The sequence below is a fragment of the Blautia fusiformis genome (assembly GCF_020686995.1).
In the GTDB taxonomy this organism is placed as follows: Bacteria; Bacillota; Clostridia; order Lachnospirales; family Lachnospiraceae; genus Blautia_A; species Blautia_A fusiformis.
Window position 1 is genome coordinate 1 of the sequence record NZ_JAJEPT010000024.1, and the last position, 14,263, is coordinate 14,263.

The 14,263-nt window shown below is 38.0% G+C and carries 11 protein-coding genes; 10 read left to right on the forward strand and 1 reads right to left on the reverse strand.

Annotated features, from left to right (window positions below; all coding sequences use genetic code 11):
* Positions 1-123: 123 nt before the first annotated feature.
* The gene (locus tag LKD46_RS15435) at positions 124-588 is read right to left on the reverse strand and encodes a DUF4407 domain-containing protein (RefSeq protein WP_227574327.1); all 465 of its coding nucleotides are present in this window, start codon (positions 586-588) and stop codon (positions 124-126) included.
* 820 nt (positions 589-1,408) lie between these two features.
* On the opposite strand from LKD46_RS15435, the gene LKD46_RS15440 reads away from it, so the two are divergent.
* The 10 genes from LKD46_RS15440 (at position 1,409) to LKD46_RS15485 (ending at position 14,224) form a co-directional block, all read left to right on the forward strand.
* On the forward strand, positions 1,409-2,614 hold the full coding sequence (locus LKD46_RS15440; RefSeq protein WP_227574328.1) for a transposase: 1,206 nt from the start codon (positions 1,409-1,411) through the stop codon (positions 2,612-2,614).
* Between the two features lie 209 nt (positions 2,615-2,823).
* On the forward strand, positions 2,824-5,901 hold the full coding sequence (locus LKD46_RS15445) for a fucose pyrophosphorylase domain-containing protein (protein WP_227574329.1): 3,078 nt from the start codon (positions 2,824-2,826) through the stop codon (positions 5,899-5,901).
* Positions 5,902-5,965: 64 nt separating this feature from the next.
* Positions 5,966-7,246 carry a glycosyltransferase family 4 protein gene (locus LKD46_RS15450; RefSeq protein WP_227574330.1) on the forward strand — a complete coding sequence of 427 codons (1,281 nt, stop codon included), beginning with the start codon at positions 5,966-5,968 and terminating at the stop codon, positions 7,244-7,246.
* Between the two features lie 15 nt (positions 7,247-7,261).
* Positions 7,262-7,846, forward strand: coding sequence for an acyltransferase (locus LKD46_RS15455; protein ID WP_118369098.1), 585 nt, complete (start codon positions 7,262-7,264; stop codon positions 7,844-7,846).
* The gene (locus LKD46_RS15460; RefSeq protein WP_118369096.1) at positions 7,846-8,946 is read left to right on the forward strand and encodes a glycosyltransferase family 4 protein; all 1,101 of its coding nucleotides are present in this window, start codon (positions 7,846-7,848) and stop codon (positions 8,944-8,946) included. Before LKD46_RS15455 ends, LKD46_RS15460 begins: the two co-directional genes overlap by 1 nt.
* 6 nt (positions 8,947-8,952) lie before the next feature.
* The gene (locus tag LKD46_RS15465) at positions 8,953-9,951 is read left to right on the forward strand and encodes a Stealth CR1 domain-containing protein (protein ID WP_118369094.1); all 999 of its coding nucleotides are present in this window, start codon (positions 8,953-8,955) and stop codon (positions 9,949-9,951) included.
* A gap of 16 nt (positions 9,952-9,967) precedes the next feature.
* Positions 9,968-10,774: a glycosyltransferase family 2 protein gene (locus tag LKD46_RS15470; protein WP_118369092.1), complete on the forward strand. Its 807-nt coding sequence runs from the start codon at positions 9,968-9,970 to the stop codon at positions 10,772-10,774.
* Entirely contained in the window at positions 10,774-12,042 is a 1,269-nt protein-coding gene (locus LKD46_RS15475; protein WP_227574331.1) for an O-antigen ligase family protein, read from the forward strand. The genes LKD46_RS15470 and LKD46_RS15475 overlap by 1 nt, the downstream gene beginning before the upstream one ends.
* Complete coding sequence (locus LKD46_RS15480; protein ID WP_118369088.1) at positions 12,033-12,791, forward strand: hypothetical protein; 759 nt, start codon at positions 12,033-12,035, stop codon at positions 12,789-12,791. The genes LKD46_RS15475 and LKD46_RS15480 overlap by 10 nt, the downstream gene beginning before the upstream one ends.
* Complete coding sequence (locus LKD46_RS15485; RefSeq protein ID WP_227574332.1) at positions 12,788-14,224, forward strand: oligosaccharide flippase family protein; 1,437 nt, start codon at positions 12,788-12,790, stop codon at positions 14,222-14,224. Before LKD46_RS15480 ends, LKD46_RS15485 begins: the two co-directional genes overlap by 4 nt.
* Positions 14,225-14,263 lie beyond the last annotated feature (39 nt).

Sequence of the window (14,263 nt, forward strand, 5' to 3'; positions counted from 1 at the left end):
ATAAATTCGCGCGGTATGTCTCGGGTTTTCTGTGACCTTCGCTCACAAAAAACACCTCGCGGAACATTACCAGTGAACAGTAACTGATACTTTCATAGGCTTCACACTCTTTACATGGTATGATCAGGCTGTCTGTATTGTGTTACCCGGGTCAGGTAAAATACCTCTTCCCTGAAGTACAACAACAAGAGTTTCTGTTGTGTCCTGTAAATTCTTGATATCTTTTCGGATATCCCGTTCTGCAAGCTTAACATCCAGTGAAAGGTCGTCCAGGCGTTTTCTGTTGGTATCACATTTCAGATCGATCATTTCAAGTCTGTTTTCTACCCGGTTGAAGCGGGCATCTATTTCATCGAAGCGAACATCCATAGCATCGAGACGAGCGTCGATACCGTCGAAACGAACATCCATAGCATCGAGACGAGCGTCGATACCGTCGAAACGAGCATCCATAGCATCGAGACGAGCGTCGATACCGTCGAGACGAGCATCCACAGCATCCAGTCTGGCGTCGATACCATCTAATCGGTTATTTATATTGCCCAGCTGGACATTGATCGGGTTTATCATACCAGCTAATAATTCCAAATCTTTCTGATCTAACATATGCGCATCCTCCCATAAAAACTGTACCGCATATTTCTCTGTGCGGATATTGTATCATGTTTCGAGTGTGAAGTCTATGAAATTATCAAAGAACAAACTGGACAGGAACAATAAGTTCTTAATCAGTATAATATATGAAAGAGGAAAAAACAAGACATATTTTTATATCTTTAATAATAATAGAAAATGCAGGCGAACTGCCTGAAGAACAAAAAAAGGAGGCCGGGAGTTGTGCAGACTCCCGGCAAAAAAGTATGAAAAAGAAAAAGATTATTTAGCATTCGCATTTGCTATCTACAGTTAATAATATAGTAAAAAAATGTGTGCATTGTGTGAAAGGAAAATGAAGAGAATGTGAAAACTGCCGCTTAATGTTAGATTAAGCGACAGGACCTGAAAAAACCTGTATATAAGGGAATTCGCCATTTTTCTGACCACAAAAGCTGACCACTTATGACCATGAATCTTATACCAAGAAGCCTGATATTTCCCGCAAAATACAGGTCCCTGGGACTATACATCTGACCACTTATCATGACCACTTTTATATATTGATATGTATTTTTCTTTCTCTGATATATAAAAAGTTGCGTAAAACGGCACAAAAAACGACATAATTGGACAGCTATGGCAATTTCAGATCGCTTGACAAGCATTAAAGCGGATGTTATCATTACATATGGTTCAAAATCTTGGATCAAACAACAGAATAATCCAAAAAAATTACTGTCGCTTAATCTAACATTAAGCGACAGGATAATAATATTGGATAAGTTATATAAATAAACGGAAGGAAGAGAACATGCCGTCCAATATAGGCTACAGCATAACAACCAGAAGACTCCGACTTTGCTGCGGACATCCGGAATGGCTCAGGAAAACCCAGGATTTCTATAATGAAATTGAAAGCTTTTATTATGATCTTTTGCTGGCTCATGAGGAACTGGGAGAACTAGGAAGCCAGAAAACTCTTCGGGCCCTGGAAGTCCTGACCATTATGGGAAGAGATAAGCAGGTTCCACAGAATCCCCTTCCCTGGGAAAAAGTCCCATTGTATTTCAGGCGTGCTGCGATAAACAGTGCCATAGCCGCAGCAAAGAGTCACATATCCAGGCAAAAGTCCATTCCGGGGAGAAAAGCAGAAAAGCTTCATTCGGCAGTTACCTATTATAAAGGAATGTACAGAGATTTTTCCCATAAGGAGATCACACTGAAGGTATGGACAGGAGAACAGTGGAAATGGATGAGATGCAGGCTGTACGGCAGAGAATTTCCCGCAGAAGCAGAGCTGATGTCACCCTCAGTAACATTTGAGAAGAAATATCTCATGCTGCATGTTCCCGTAAAGGAATTTACAGCAGACACTGCAACAGTAAAGCAGCGCATCCAGGAAGGACGGAAGATCTGTGCCATCCAGTTTACAAATGGAGATGTTTTTGCTGTGGGGACAGTATGTGACGGCATGGGGAAGGAAACAGATGTGAAATTCTGGGGCGGCGGAAAAGAATATACGCACCGCTGCAATCAGATCAGGAAAAAAATCGAGAAAGCCCGGAAATCTCTCGGCGGGGAAAAACAGCCCGGAGAAAACAGGAAATACTGGATGCATCTGAAACACCTGTCGGAGCATTATGCCCATGAGATCAGTTCACAGATCATAGGCTTCTGCCTGGAAAAGCAGGTTTCGCTGATCGTCCTTCCAAAATACAAAAAAGAATACACAGACTATGTGATGATCGGATCAGGAAACTGGAGCACTATGCATCTAAGCTCCGGGATCAGGAGCAATCTGCCCTATAAAGCATGGAAAAATGGCATTCTGGTCATTGAAACCTATGCAAAAGGGATATCCGAAACCTGCTCTGTCTGCGGTGCACCAGTTAAGACAGCAAACCGCAAAACAGATGAATATACCTGTGAGAACGGGCACAGAGGAAGTCGAAGCCTGAACAGTGCCAGAAATCTGAGCCATAAATGTATTCTTCAGTTTGGGAAACAAGTGGTATGACCACTGTTTTATAGAGCGAGAGCACAACTCAGCTTCTGCTACAGGCAGATGCTGACAGGTTGAATACCGCCTGTCGTGTCTCCCTTATCATAAGGAAGAGTCGGCCAAGAATTTCCGCCAGAAGCTACGGCACAGCCGTGATAGCGGATAAGAGTATTCGAAGTTATGTAAAAAAAGAAAGTATGAAAAAGCAAAGGATAAGGAAAGCAATGAACACAGAATACAGGAAACTGAAAAATCTTTTTCTGCGGCAAAGCTGCCAGGATGCATGGGAAGACTATGCACGAAGCATCCGCAAAGTAAATTTTCCCAGATGGGACTATGTGATCCTGACCTCATCAAATGAAGAACAGGCTAGATCCTTCCGCAGCCAGATCGCAGACAGATTGGAACAGGGTGTACTGCCGGGATGGACAAAATATTTCGTGCTCCCGGATCCGGAAGGCAAAAGAGTAGGCTCCGGCGGAGCAACTCTGAATGTGCTCCGATTTCTTTCGGAGGAAGAAGGACTCCGGGGAGATTTCCATAACAAAAGAATCCTTGTGATCCATTCCGGCGGAGACAGCAAAAGAGTCCCACAGTATTCTGTGTGCGGAAAGCTTTTTTCACCAGTACCAAGAGAACTTCCGGATGGAAGAGGCTCCACACTGTTTGATGAATTTCTCATCAGTATGGCAGGCGTTCCGGCCAGGTTCAAAGAAGGAATGCTGGTACTTTCCGGGGATGTGCTCCTACTTTTTAATCCTTTACAGATAGATGCCCAGTTCCGCGGAGCTGCGGCGATCTCCATGAAATCTCCGGTAGAAGTGGGAGTCGATCATGGAGTGTTTTTGAATAATGGAAGCGACCATGTAAAAATGTTTCTTCACAAACAGCCGGCAGAAACACTTCGCAGGCTGGGAGCCGTGAATGGACAGGACTGCGTGGATCTTGACACAGGCGCCGTACTTTTGGACGCCGAAATACTGGAAACACTGTTCAGTCTGATCGCAGATGCATCAGGAAAAAAAGCAGATCCGGATAAATACGAAAGCTTTGTAAATGAAAAAGCAAGAGTCAGCTTTTACGGAGATTTTCTGTATCCGCTGGCGGCAGATTCCACCTTTGAACAATATCAGAAAGAAAAACCAGAAGGCGAATTCTGCACAGAGCTTTTTACCTGCAGAGAAAAAATATGGAAGGCATTAAGTCCTTTTCAGATGAAGCTTATCTGTCTTTCTCCTGCAGAATTTATCCATTTCGGAACAACGAGAGAGCTGCGTGCTCTGATGACAGAAGAAGTAACCGATTATGAGTTCCTCGACTGGAAAAAACACGTATTCACCAATGACTCAAATTGCCAGGGAGCTTTGCACACAGCACTGATCGGACCGGAAGCTAACATCGAGGAAGGAACATATATTGAAGACACCTGCCTTGAGGGAAGAACCCACGTCGGAAAGGGCGCTGTAGTATCCGGACTCTCCCTGAAGGATGTACATATACCGGCGAACACAGTATTTCACGGTGTGAAGCTGAAGGACGAGATCACAGAGCTTTACGGCGGTCAGACAGGACGATGCGTGATCCGTACATATGGAGTCATGGATAATCCGAAGAAAACGCTGGAAGAACGAGGAAGCTTTCTGCGGGGAAACCTGGCGGATTTTCTTTCGGCCAATGGACTGGCGCCGGAAGATATCTGGACAGGCGAAACCCACGCACTCTGGAATGCAAAACTGTATCCGGTCTGCAAAACATTCCAGGAAGCAGCACAGGCAGGAAACCTTCTTGTAAAAATGAGCGAAGGACTTGCTGAACCCCAGCAGATTGAGAGCTGGAAAAAACAGCCGAGACTGAGTCTGGAAGAATCCTTCCGGTATGGAAATACAGAAAATATCCTTTCCTGGAAAAAAGATCTGGAAGCAAGGATCCTGGTGGCAGTATTTCTGGGAGAGCTGAAAAAAGGCGGACATTATATTCCTGCACTTAAGATCTTTGGTGAAAAAGAAATCCAGGAACGACATTACCATCTGCTGATGAAAGAAGCTGAAAAAGCAGATTTTTCACAGAAAATACGGATCCTGTATGCAGTATCACGCTCCATGAAATTCACTAAAAAATGCTTTGACGGAAAAACATACGATGTGCTGGAGCAGGAGTGCTTTTCCCAGATCCAGAAAGAGATCGCATCTCAGACACAGCTGACAGGAAACAGCGGCTATACGATCGCAAAAGAACAGGTAAAGGTAAATCTGCCGGTACGTGTGAACTGGGGCGGCGGCTGGTCAGACACACCGCCATACTGCAACGAACACGGAGGAACTGTTCTTAACGCAGCAATCCTGCTGAGAGGCTGTGAACCCATCGAGGTAGAGATTCGGAAGATACCGGAATTACATATTGAGCTGGCAAGTACAGACACAGGTGCTTACGGAACAGCAGAAAGTGCAGAAGAGATCCAGGACTGCCATAATCCATACGATCCTTTTGCCCTGCACAAGGCAGCCATTATCGCCTGCGGGATCCTTCCGCTGGAGGAAAAGGCCGACCTGAAAAAGGTCCTGGAAAAAATGGGCGGCGGATTCTACCTTTCCACCTGCGTCAAAGGCGTTCCCAAAGGATCCGGCCTTGGAACAAGCAGTATCCTTGCAGGAGCCTGCGTTAAAGCTTTTGCAGAGTTTCTTGGGGAGAACTGGGATGCCAGCCAGATCTATGATACAGTCCTCAACCTGGAGCAGATCATGAGCACAGGCGGCGGCTGGCAGGATCAGGTTGGCGGCCTGACACCCGGAATCAAATTTATCACATCAAGACCCGGAATCCGGCAGCAGCTGAAGGTAGAAAAGGTAGAGATCTCGGAAAAAACGAAACAGGAGCTTCAGGAACGATTCGCTCTGATCTATACAGGCCAGCGGCGCCTTGCCCGAAACCTTCTCAGAGAAGTCGTAGGAAATTACATCGGCGGCCGAAAAGAATCTCTGGAGGCGCTGGATGAGATGCAGAAAGTAGCAGCACTCATGAAATTCGCCCTGGAAAAAGAAGACATCGACGAATTCGCGAGCCTTCTCAACCAGCACTGGGAAATCTCCAAAAAGCTGGATGCCGGCTCAACCAACACCTGCATAGACCAGATCTTCAGTGTATGTGAAGACATGATCGACGGAAAATTCATCTCCGGAGCCGGAGGCGGCGGTTTCCTGCAGGTAATACTGAAGAAAGGCGTCACACAGGAGATGCTGCATCGGAGGTTGAGAGAGGTGTTCCAGGATTCTGGGGTGGATGTCTGGAACGTGGAGTTTGTGTGAAGATAAGTTTTGAAAAACTTCATTTCTTAATAAGGAATGAAGTAAATTTGGAGGAATATAGCAGATGAAGAAAGAGAGAGCAGGTAAGAAAAATCTTCTGATTTATGCTCATTACTATATTCCAGATACTGCGTCAACGGGGCAGATCCTCCGTGAACTGGCGGAGGGTATGCTGGATAAATTTAACATCACAGTCATTTGTGTAGTGCCCAGTTATTTAGGAACGATTGAAGATAAATATAAAACAAAAAAATATTATGAAGAAGAAATCAACGGCGTAAAAGTACTGCGGATCCGAGTACCGGAATTTAGCAAGACCAATAAGAAGAGTCGTGTAAAGAACATCGTTTCTTATTTCTTTGGAGCAATGGGAGCAACCTTTAAGGTTGGAAAGATGGATTATGTGTTCTCAATTTCTCAGCCTCCTATTCTCGGCGGTCTCCTTGGCGTTTGGGGCAAATGGATGAAACACGCCAAGTACATTTATAATATTCAGGACTTCAATCCGGAGCAGGTGCTAGCCGTTGGCTACACCAAGAGCAAGTTCGTTACGGACGTTATGATGTGGTTTGACAAGTTCAGCTGCAAGAGAAGTGACTTGATCATCACAGTTGGGCGGGATCTGGTCGAGACGGTAGAAGGCAGATTCAAGGGCAAGAAAGTCCCGAAGACTGTCATGATCAATAACTGGATCGATGAAAATGAAATCTATCCGCTGGAAGCAGGCAACGAGAGAGTAGTTGCTTTTAAGAAGAAGTACGGCCTAGATAGCAAGTTTGTCATCATGTACTCCGGCAATATCGGTTTGTACTATGACCTTGAGAACCTGATCAAAGTGGTTGAGAAGTTTGGTGCTGATACCAAGACGGCAGATGGCCGAGAGGTTGTCTTTGCCTTTGTCGGTGCTGGTTCTGTGTTGAAAACACTGGAAGACTATGTGACCGAGCATCATATGGAGAATGTAGTTTTTATCCCATATCAGGACAAGGCAGACTTGATTTACAGTCTGAATGCTGGAGATGTCCACTGGTGTGTGAATGCGAAAGGCATTAAAGGCGTGAGCTGTCCGTCAAAATATTACGGGTTGGCTTCTGCTGCAAAGCCAGTAATTGGAGTGCTGGAATCTGGATCTGAGATTCGCTGCATTATTGAGGACACAAAGGGTGGCCTGTGTTGCGAGCCGGGCGAGTATGACCAGGTGGAAGAAAACATCCGCTGGTTTATTGAGAATGCTGGAAGTGAAAAGCTGAAGGCCATGGGAGCCAGAAGCCGGGAAAACCTTGAAAAAAATCTGACCAGAAATGTAAGTGTACAGAAGTATGCAGAAGAAATTCTGAAGCTGTAAAGGAGGCGAGAGGGAATGAATAGTAACTGGTTCAAGCTGGTTATGAAGATGACGAAAGTTGAATATGGAAAGAACCTCTTGCTGAAAGGCGTACCAATCATCTTCAACAAAGGTGGTGCCAAGCTGAAGATCGGTGAGAACGCCACGATTAAGAGCAGCTTCCTCAGTAATCTGGTTGGACTTTACAGCCGGACAATCATCGTTACCCGTGCACCTGGTGCAGAGATTGAAATCGGAGATAATGTGGGAATTTCAGGTGCTACGATTTACGCCCGCAAGAAGATCACGATTGGTGAGAATACCTGCATTGGTGGTAACTGCAAGATTCTGGATAATGACTTCCATCCTATTGAAACAGAAACCAGAAACAAACTGCTCCGGGATGAAAATGGTGGTGACAGTGATCTGGTGCCAAGCAGAGAAATCAAGATCGGTAAGAACTGTTTCATCGGGTGCAACAGTATAATCCTGAAAGGCACAGTGCTGGGGGATGGCTGCGTTGTCGGTGCCGGTGCTGTGGTATGCGGAAAATTCGAAGATAACTGTGTGATTGCTGGTAATCCGGCGAGAGTTATTAAGAGGTTGGAGGGCAATAGCTGATGAAGAAAATATGTTTTATTGCTCAGTTTCCTCCTCCAATGCATGGCTTATCCAAGGCAGTTGAGACTCTTTATAATTCAAATTTGAATTTTGAGATTGATTCGCAAGGGGAGTTTGAATTTGAAAAGGTGGATATTACCAATAACAAGAACTTTATTAAGAATCTCCTGAAGATAAGCCGTAGCAAGGCTGATTTGTTTTATTTTACAATCAGCCAAACGAAAGGCGGAAATCTTCGGGACTTGGTCATTTTTAAGCTGTTGGAATTGCAGCACAAGAAATGCTTGATTCATCTCCATGGCGGATATTATCGTCAGTTAGTCGATAACGATATGGCTGGCTGGCAACGCAAAGCAAATTATAAGGCTATCAAGAAACTATCTGGTGCGATTGTTCTATCAAACTCTCTGAAGAAGATTTTTGAGGGGATGATTGATGATGACAGGATTTTTGTCGTAGAAAACTGCGTTGATGATCAGTATTTGCTCACAGACCAAGAAATCGAAGAAAAGCTGAAAGCATTAGAAAATGAAAAAGTTCTTCATGTCCTTTGGCTGAGCAACTTTATTAGAAGTAAGGGATATTCATTCGTTCTTGAAATGGCAAAAGCCGAAAAAGAGCGTGTAGACGCTGGTGGAGAGAAAAGATTCCATTTTGATTTTGCAGGCAAGTTCTTTGAAGACAGTGAAAAAGATTACTTTGAAAGCTATATAAAAGAAAACGGGCTGGAAGAGTATGTTACATATTACGGGATTGTAGGTGGCGAACAGAAGAGAGAACTTCTAAAAAAATGCTATATTTTTGCATTGCCGACCAGATATCCCAATGAAGGTCAACCTATTAGTATTCTTGAGGCAATGGGAAATGGAATGTTCATTATTACAACTGATCATGCTGGTATTCCAGATATCGTGGAGGATGGCGTAAATGGAATTGTGATATTTAATGAACAAAATAAGAAAATGATTTATAAAGAAATGCTTTATGTTTCTGTCACTGATTTAAAGGCAATTTGTAATAATAATCGTATAATATGTCAATCACATTTTAGTGAAAAGAACTATTTGGGAAAAATGAAAGAAATATATAATAAATGGTGAAATATTATGAGTGAAAAAGCGGATATTGATTTTGTTATATTATGGGTAGATGATCAGGATCCAATATGGATAGAGGACAAAAATAAATATAAAGGTCAACAAGGAAATCATACTAATAATGAAGTGCGTTATAGAGATTGGCAAAATTTGAAATATTGGTTTAGAGCTGTTGAAAAATATGCACCTTGGGTTAGGAAAATACATTTTGTAACATGTGGTCAGAAACCTGAATGGCTTAATATAAATCATCCTAAATTGAACTTAGTCGACCATAAAGATTATATAGATGAAAAATATTTGCCCACATTTAGTTCACATGTAATTGAGCTTAACTTACATAGGATACCAGATCTGACTGAAAAATTTGTTTATTTTAATGATGATATGTTTTTGAACGATTATGTTAAACCGGAGGATTTTTTTTCCGAAACTACACCTAAAGATTGTGCAGTGCTAAATACTATAAAAATGGACAGACAAGGAATTCCACATATTATTGTTAATAATTTATGTGTGCTTTCGGATTATTTTGATTTTAAACTTCAATTTAAAAAAAATTTAACTAAATGGATTAATCCGAGATATGGGAAATATATGCTAAGAACATTATTCTTATTACCATGGAAAGAATTTGCAGGATTTTATGAATTACATACACCATATTCTTATTTAAAGGAAACATTTAGAGAAGTTTGGGAAAAAGAAGAAAAATATTTGGAAGAGGTGTGTGAACATAAATTCAGAGATGACAAAGATGTAAATCAATGGTTGATGAGATACTGGCAACTTGCGAATGGAAACTTTGTACCGCGTTCTCCCGATTTTGGAAAAATGTATATTATAAATGATGATACGACCTTAATATTAAAGGATATAGAAATGAATAAGCATAAAACTATTTGTATTAACGATTCAAGTAAAATTTCGAATTTTGAAAAAACTAAATCAGAAGTGTTGAGAGCATTTGAAAAAAAATTCCCCCAAAAATCAAATTACGAATTATAAAAAGAGAGAGAATAACATGTGTAAAATAAGTATAGTGACAGTTTGTTATAATGCTGAAAGAACTATAAAGAGTACAATCGAATCAGTTTTGAAGCAAACATATACAGATTATGAATATATTTTAATTGATGGGAAATCCACAGATAATACTTACAAAATAGTATGTTCATATGATAAGAAGTTTAAAAATAGAGGGGTGCAGTACCGTCATATTTCTGAGCAAGATCAAGGAATTTTTGATGCAATGAATAAAGGAATTCAAATGGCTAGAGGAAGATATATCAATTTTATGAATGCGGATGATAAATTTCATGATTCAGAAGTATTAGAAACACTTTTGGCAAATCAAGAATTGGACGATGATGTTATATATGGAAATACAGTTAGAGTTTCTAGAGATGAAAAATGGATGACAAAAGCAGATCCTATTGAATTCATGAAATGGAATATGCCATTTTGCCATCAATCAAGTATTACAAAAACAAGTATTATGAAAACAGAATTTTTTGATTTAGCTTATCGAGTGGCAGATTACAATTTTTTTCTTAGACTTTATTTAAATGGCGGGACTTTTAAATATGTAGATTTGATAATCGCTGATTATAGTATGAATGGTTACTCAAATCAAGAAAAATATAAAACATATTTGGGTACGTTGAAAATAAAGGAAGACTTAGGATTGGTTGATGCAAAATCATTGACACAAAAAATTAAAAATATATATTTCAAATTACTATTATCTGAAAATAGTTGGATTGGAAATATAGTAAGTAGTATAGATGATATTTATCGTAAATATAAAAAACGGGAGATTATTAAATAATGCTTCATAAAAAAACAATACATCTCAACAAAACTACATTAATTTGTTTACTGTTGTATGTGATAGTAATTGTAAGCTGCAGAGGATATAGATTCTATTTACCTCAACAATATCAATATATTCATATGCAGATTTTTGGCTTTTTTTCAGTTGTATCATTGATATATTTTTTTATATTATTTAAACGTATAAAGAAAGTAGATAATTATATAAACAAGTACATGATTATATTAGCGGGAGGTTTTGTGATACCACAATTTTTGTACACACACTCTAGATATAATCAATCATTAAGTGCTTTCTACAGTGCTGCTCAGCATTATTTTTTTCTTATATGGATTATTCCATTGTTTTATTTGCTGTTAAATAGTAATAGCGAAAAGGTATTGGATACGATTGCAAACATAACAGTGATAGGATATATATCATTGATTATTAATGCATTTATGAATAATCATTTTGGATTTATGCTGTTAAAAATAAGCGGAGATGCGCTAGCACAAAAGAATGGATATATACGAATTGTTGATTGTGCGGTTTTTACCCCATTAGTTATAGCATATTTATTTTCTAACAGTGTTGTACATAATAGAAAATTGGATTTTTTTAAGATGTGCATAGTATTATTAGGACAAATATATGTTGAAAAAACAAGAATGGGAACAATTGCGTTGCTGTTCATGTTGATAGCAATGTTACTTTTTTCAAAAAAGAACAAATTTTCTAAAATATTAACATGGATTTTTTTGATTTTAGGAGGATTTTTTTCTATTGCTGGTGGAATGATCGACCAGATATTATCTAAATTTTCAATTCAAAATAATGGTAATTCAACACTTTATAGATTGAATGAAATTCAATTTTATATGAGCCATTTTATTGAAAACAAATTGCTTGGTATTGGAATTATATCGCCGGAGAAAATTATGAATGAATACGGAATTGCGTATTGGCAGAATCATAATTATGAAGATATAGGAATTATTGGTTTCTTAGGCATTGCTGGAATTGTTGGGATTATTGTTATATATATTATTCCTATTATGAGAATGTTATTTGTTTTACAATCTGTAAAAGGTAAAATTAGTTCGTATTCAGAGTACCTTATGCTTATAGGAATGTTTTGCTATATTATTGTCACAAGTGCAACGCTAATAATTGTAAATTATCAAAGAATGCCTTGTTTTGCTATATGTATTGCATTGTTTGAATATATATATGTTTCATGCAATAAATTAGAAATGAAAGGGATACATAAATGTTATTAATAATAACGGGATGTATAAAAGTAAATGATAATACGCCATATGTTGCAGTAAGAGATGATCGCTTGCGCTTAGATGATTATATATCAACAATTAAATGGGCAATAGAGTCAGAAGTTTTTGATAAAATTGTTTTTTGCGATAATAGTGGATATGTATATGATGATAAAGAAATTCAAGATCTCGCAAAAATAAGGTTTAAAAAATTTGAATGGTTATGTTTTCAGGCTAGCCCTGATTTAGTGAATACATATGGCAAAGGATATGGTGAAGGAGAAATTATTAAATATGTTTTGAATAATAGTAAAATAATATCTGACAGTGATTACTTTTTTTGTAAAATAACAGGAAGACTAAGAATCTCAAATATAGAAAACTTGTTGCGAAAAGATAGAAATTGTTTTATGAAAAAGCATTATTCAAAAGAAATTGATACGAGATTTTATTGTATATCTATAGATACTTATAAAAAGTATATGCTCAATGTATATAAAAATACATATGATTCTCAAGGAAAGTACTTAGAGCATGTATTTTATGAAGCACTAAAGAAATATAAAATCAAATATAAAATGTTTATGGAAAGACCTTTGTTTTTGGGTATTTCGGGAAGTACAGGAAGAAAGTATGAAGACATTAGAAAAAAACATGAAATTATTATAGATTTTTTATGTAAAACTAATATATATAACAATGAGATTTTATGGAATATAATAGCAAGCTGTAAAAATAAGAGGGTGACTGATAAGTGAAACAAACAAGTTTGAAAAGTAATTTTCTATTTAATTTGATCTATCAGATTCTTGCAGTTATAACACCTATATTCACGACACCTTATATTTCTCGTGTTTTGTCAGCTGATGGAATCGGAAAATATAGTTATGCTTTATCTATTGTGACATACTTTGGAATATTTGGATGCCTTGGAACTGCAACATATGGACAATTAGAAATTGCCAGAAATAGAGATAATAAGAAATTGTTGCATAAAACTGTGAGTGAAATATTTTTTGGGCGTTTAGTTACATTAATGATAAGTTTATTAATTTACTTTGTTGTTATTTTAAAAGCATCAAAACAATATAAACTGTTGTATAGTGTGTTAAGTCTCTATATATTAGGTCAAATGAATGATGTGTCTTTTATTTTACAGGGACTTGAATGGTTCAAAATGCTTGCAATGAGAAACATTATAATAAAAGTATTAAACATAGTATTGATTTTTGCTTTGGTAAGAGAACATAATGATTTATATATATATGCAATAATAATTCATGGCATAACCTTGATTGGTAATTTTTCTTTGTGGCCTCAAGTAATTAAATATATTAAGCCTAAAAGCTTTAAAAATATGAATATTATACAGCATTGGAAGAAAAGTATGATATATTTTATTCCTACGGTTGCAACTATGGTGTATACGGTTTTGGATAAAAGTATGATAGGATGGATTACAGGATCGGAATTTCAGAACGGATATTATGAGCAGGCATATAAAATTGAACAGATATTATTGGTTTTTGTAACAACTGTTGGAACTGTTACATTTCCTAGAATGGCATATTTTTTTGAAAATGATAATAAGGAAGAACGTAAACGTATAATGGGAATTACAATGAAATTTATTATGTTGATTGCATGTCCGATATGTTTTGGTACTATGGCAATTTCAGAGAATTTAATTCCTGTTTTTCTAGGTAAAGGTTATGAAGAATGTATACTCTTATTAAGGATTTTTAGTTTTTTAATTATAATTATTGGATTAGACAATACGATAGGTAAACAATGTTTGATTTCAGCAGGTAAACAGAAAGAGTATAATATTGGAGTTATTGGAGGAGCAATTGTAAACTTTGTGACAAATATTTTACTCATTCCTAAATTAGGAGCATGTGGAGCAGCGATTGCTTCGGTTTTTGCTGAAAGTGTTATTTTAGTAGCGTTTATTATATATAGTAAAGTTGAGTTGAAAATTCCTAAGCTTTCGATGTGCTTTTTCAAATACTTTATTTCAGCTATGTGTATGTCTATAATGGTTTGGAGAATAGGAATATTAATTTCAAATAAAATGGTAGCTTTAAGTGTACAAATATTTGTTGGAATTATTTTGTATGGGCTCTTTCTCTTGCTTATGAAAGATGAGTTCGTAATGGAGAGTATAAGAAGAGTCAAATTAAAAATATGATAAGCAGTGTAAGCTGTTATGTGATGTTATTAAGTAAAC

What these genes read in the sequence shown, in the direction of transcription:
- LKD46_RS15460 (WP_118369096.1), top strand. Translation starts at nt 7,846, where the DNA reads ATGAAGAAAATATGTTTTATTGCTCAGTTTCCTCCTCCAATGCATGGC.
- LKD46_RS15465 (WP_118369094.1), top strand. Translation starts at nt 8,953, where the DNA reads ATGAGTGAAAAAGCGGATATTGATTTTGTTATATTATGGGTAGATGAT.
- LKD46_RS15445 (WP_227574329.1), top strand. Translation starts at nt 2,824, where the DNA reads ATGAACACAGAATACAGGAAACTGAAAAATCTTTTTCTGCGGCAAAGC.
- LKD46_RS15470 (WP_118369092.1), top strand. Translation starts at nt 9,968, where the DNA reads ATGTGTAAAATAAGTATAGTGACAGTTTGTTATAATGCTGAAAGAACT.
- LKD46_RS15480 (WP_118369088.1), top strand. Translation starts at nt 12,033, where the DNA reads ATGTTATTAATAATAACGGGATGTATAAAAGTAAATGATAATACGCCA.
- LKD46_RS15440 (WP_227574328.1), top strand. Translation starts at nt 1,409, where the DNA reads ATGCCGTCCAATATAGGCTACAGCATAACAACCAGAAGACTCCGACTT.
- LKD46_RS15455 (WP_118369098.1), top strand. Translation starts at nt 7,262, where the DNA reads ATGAATAGTAACTGGTTCAAGCTGGTTATGAAGATGACGAAAGTTGAA.
- LKD46_RS15450 (WP_227574330.1), top strand. Translation starts at nt 5,966, where the DNA reads ATGAAGAAAGAGAGAGCAGGTAAGAAAAATCTTCTGATTTATGCTCAT.
- LKD46_RS15475 (WP_227574331.1), top strand. Translation starts at nt 10,774, where the DNA reads ATGCTTCATAAAAAAACAATACATCTCAACAAAACTACATTAATTTGT.